Origin of the sequence: Pantoea wallisii, from assembly GCF_002095485.1 — a bacterium.
Taxonomy (GTDB): Bacteria; Pseudomonadota; Gammaproteobacteria; order Enterobacterales; family Enterobacteriaceae; genus Pantoea; species Pantoea wallisii.
Window position 1 is genome coordinate 1 of sequence record NZ_MLFS01000115.1, and the last position, 3,692, is coordinate 3,692.

The 3,692-nt window shown below is 59.8% G+C and carries 3 protein-coding genes and 2 pseudogenes; all 5 read right to left on the minus strand.

Annotation, left to right across the window (positions count from 1 at the left end):
- Positions 1-384: pseudogene (locus tag HA48_RS21740) on the minus strand (ABC transporter permease subunit); the annotation flags it as partial.
- An 11-nt stretch (positions 385-395) separates the two neighbouring features.
- A complete protein-coding gene (locus HA48_RS21745) occupies positions 396-1,115 on the minus strand; it encodes an ABC transporter permease (RefSeq protein ID WP_128603161.1) in 720 nt (239 codons plus the stop codon).
- A 12-nt stretch (positions 1,116-1,127) separates the two neighbouring features.
- Complete coding sequence (locus HA48_RS21750; RefSeq protein ID WP_128603162.1) at positions 1,128-1,979, minus strand: transporter substrate-binding domain-containing protein; 852 nt, start codon at positions 1,977-1,979, stop codon at positions 1,128-1,130.
- 556 nt (positions 1,980-2,535) lie between these two features.
- On the minus strand, positions 2,536-3,327 hold the full coding sequence (hutG, locus tag HA48_RS21755; protein ID WP_128603163.1) for an N-formylglutamate deformylase: 792 nt from the start codon (positions 3,325-3,327) through the stop codon (positions 2,536-2,538).
- A pseudogene (locus HA48_RS21760) lies at positions 3,324-3,692 on the minus strand (amidohydrolase family protein); the annotation flags it as partial. The gene hutG and the pseudogene HA48_RS21760, both read right to left, overlap by 4 nt.

Below are 3,692 nucleotides of genomic sequence, written 5' to 3' on the forward strand. Positions count from 1 at the left end.
CTTCCACCTGTCCGGCGGGGACCGCCAGCAGCGCACCGCGCAGGATCTCAGCGGTATACGCTGCCGTACAGAGCGCCAGCGCCAGCACCGCACAGATAAAGGGCTCCCGCAGGAACGGCCAGACGAAGCTGTGCCGGATCACGCCAAACTGCCCAGCCCGTAGTAGATCAGAAACAGCTGGATCAGCAGCGGCGAACCGCGAAATACCAGAATGTAGCCGCGCGCAAAGCCGCTCAGCACGCGCCAGCGGCTCATGCGCAGCGCCAGAATCCCCAGCGCCAGCACGCCACCGCAGATGAAGGCGCTGATAAACAGGCCGAGCGTCACCGGCAGCGCGGCGCTCAGTTTGAGAAAGGTATCGGCGAGAAAGGCAAAATCGATCATGCTGCTGCTCCTTAATGCTGTGCCGCGGTGCGGCTCTGCCACGCGCGCCCAAGGCGCACTTCAGCGCGGCGAAACGCATGGTTAGAGAGCAGTGTCAGCACCAGATAGCAGGCACCGCCAATCAGATAGAAGGTGAAGTAGTCGCGCGTTGAGCCGGCGGCGACCTGGCTGGCACGCATCAGCTCTACGATGCCGGTTACCGAGACCAGCGCGGAGTCTTTCAGGCTCATCTGCCAGACGTTAGACATACCCGGTAGCGCGTACCGCACAATCTGCGGCAGCAGAATGCGCCGGGCGATATGAAAACGCGGCATGCCAATCGCCACGGCGGCTTCAATCTCCCCCTTCGCCAGCGCCAGACGCGCGGCGCGATACACCTCCCCCTGATACGATCCTGAGATGAGCCCGATCGCCAGTGCGCCAATCAGAAACGGCGGCGCTTCAATAAATCCCTCAGCGCCAAACATCTGGCCCACCAGCGTGATCAGCCCGGATCCTCCAAAGTAGAACAGATAGATCACCAGCAGCTCCGGGATACCGCGAAACACCACGGAGTAGCTCTCCCCCAGCCAGCGCAGCCAGCGCTGGTGCGACAGCTTTGCCGCCGCAATGCCAGAACCGACCACCGCCCCAATCAGCAGCGCCGCCAGCGACAGCAGCAGTGTGGTGAGGGTGGCGCTCAGGATCAGGCGGCCCCAGCCATCAGCACCAAAACTCAGCAGGCTCATCATCTTTCACCTCACTTACGGCGTTACGTCAGTTTTGAACCACTTCTCGCTCAGTTTTTTTACCGTGCCATCGGCCAGCGCGGCGCGTATCGCCTCGTCGAGTTTGGCTTTGAGATCGTTATCCGCCATGCGCACACCCATCGCCTCGCCCTCTCCCCAGACAGGCCCGCCCAGCTGCGGGCCGCTGAAGGTCAGGTTGCTGTTCTCTTTGCGCGCCAGCATTGACTGCGCGAAGGTGACATCATCAAACACCGCATCGATGCGCCCGGCCTGCAGATCAAGCATCGCATCGGCCGAGGCGGTGTACTCCCGCACGTCGGCCACGTCTTTGAAGTATTTGTCGATGAAGGGGGTATACACCGTGCCGGAAGCGATGCCGATGGTTTTACCCTTCAGCGCCGCTTTAAGCGGAGCGATAGCCGCGTTGATGGCACCCTCATCATCGTGCAGTTTGATGATGTTGTGATCCGCAGGCAGCAGCGGGTTCTCTTTGAGGGTGATAAAGGTGGCCGGGGTCGAGGCATACGGCACCGTGAAGTTGACCACTTTTTTGCGATCGGGCGTGATAACAATTGCATCCATGATCACGTCATATTTACCGGCGTTGAGGCCGGCGATCATGCCGTCCCAGTTCTGCACCACCAGCTTGCACTGAATGCCCATGCGCTTGCACAGGTTCTCCATCAGTTCAGGTTCGAAGCCGCCTAACTTGCCGCCGGGCAGCGTCAGGTTCCAGGGTTCATAGCTGCCTTCTGTAGCGATGGTGATTGCTTTCCACTCTTTAGCCTGGGCAGCAACGCCGCCGATCATCAGGCTGGCAAACAGGGTCGTGAGGCAAAAACGGCGAATCGGGGCGCGGTGCGTCATGCGGCTTCTCCTGGTCATTGATCAAATTTTGCTGTCTCTGTTCACTGATACATCGCAGATGACATTTCATGTATATACAAGTTAGCGTGCGGCAGATCATTGTTGGCATAAGCTTTTTGTGAGCTAGCCAGAATAAATAGTGATAATCACCGCGTGGTCTTTACTTGTACATACAACCAAGCAAGCGCTGTGCCAGGTTGTGAAGCGGGGATTTAGCGAGGATCGTGATGGTGGTCAGGCATTTCTGCACCGCAGTGCGCCACGCGTTGCACCGGGTCAGTGCGCATGGTGAGGTCTGCGTAGTATGGCTGGCGATGCGAAGAACCACGTAGTGGCGAACCGCAGGGCCGCCAGATGCATCGGTGCACCCTTCAGCCATGGCGGCCCTGCGGGGACGCCACTATGAAAGCATGGAGCGGGTTTGGTTTTCAGCTACGGCGGCACCGGTACATGAGTAAACCCGAACGGCCCTGGATGCAGCCGTTGCGGGCGTGCTCACGCTTCCTTCTGGCCGTGTGCCGACTCCGTGGCGGAAAATCGCTATGATCCGGCAATCTTAAACAGGTTTACCCGCCTGTAAAAACGCCTGAATCAGCGGTTTCAGTAACGTCTGCAACTGCGTGGCGCGCGCCTGCTGCCACGTAAATGGCGGGGTTTCATCCATATAGTTACGCTGCGCCAGCTCCAGCTGTACCGCCTGAACACCCTGCGCCGGTTGACCATAGGCGCGGGTGATATACCCGCCCTTAAATCGGCCATTCACCACCCAGCTGTAACGCGTCTGTGCGCTGCACACAGCTTTTATTGCGTCAGTCACCGCCGGTGAGCAGCTGGCGCCGTCGTTGGTACCCACATTTACATCCGGGAGCTGCCCGTCGAACAGGCGCGGAATCACCGAGGCGATAGAGTGCGCATCAAATAACAGTGCGTAACCGTGCTGCGCCTTGAGCCGTGCCAGCTCCTGCTGAATCTGCTGATGGTATGGCTGCCAAATGGTCTCCAGATACTCTTGCCGCGTCGCGGCGTCCGGCGTTTTTCCTGCGGCAAAGGTCGGTGTGCCGTCAAACAGCGTTTCAGGATAGAGGCCAGTGGTCGCCGTGCTGTACAGCGGCTGGTTATCCGGCGGCCGGTTAAGATCGATAACAAAACGCGAATAGTGACCGATCAGCACGCTGGCACCTAAGTCACGGACAAAATCATACAGCAGCGAAATATGCCAGTCGGTATCCGGCAGGCCGCGGGCGGCGTCACTCAGTCCGGCGTCAACCTCGGGTGTCAGCTGCGTTCCGGCATGCGGAATACTGACCAGTAGCGGCAGCGTGCCGGCGGTGAAATGAAAAGGTGTCATTGCGCTTCTCCACGATAGATAACCTGGCACGGCAGTTCGCCGCCCAGCCAGTAAACCAGCTCTGCCGGACGCGCCAGCGGCCAGTGCACAAAACTGGCCACTTTGCCCGGTTCCAGCGAACCGTGCGTGGCCTGCAACCCAAGCGCTTTAGCGCCCCATAACGTTACGCCCGCCAGCGCCTCTTCCGGCGTCATACCAAACAGCGTACAGCCATATTCAGCATCAGGCGCAGTGACAACGCCGGTGACGTACCCGGATTGGCATCGCTGGCCAGCGCCATGGGCACGCCATACTGGCGGAACAGATCAACCGGCGGACGCTGCGTCTCGCGCAGCAGCCAGAACGCTCCCGGCAGCAGCACCGCC

Coding starts and splice junctions, on each gene's coding strand:
- HA48_RS21745 (WP_128603161.1), bottom strand. CDS start 1,115: ATGATGAGCCTGCTGAGTTTTGGTGCTGATGGCTGGGGCCGCCTGATC.
- HA48_RS21750 (WP_128603162.1), bottom strand. CDS start 1,979: ATGACGCACCGCGCCCCGATTCGCCGTTTTTGCCTCACGACCCTGTTT.
- hutG (WP_128603163.1), bottom strand. CDS start 3,327: ATGACACCTTTTCATTTCACCGCCGGCACGCTGCCGCTACTGGTCAGT.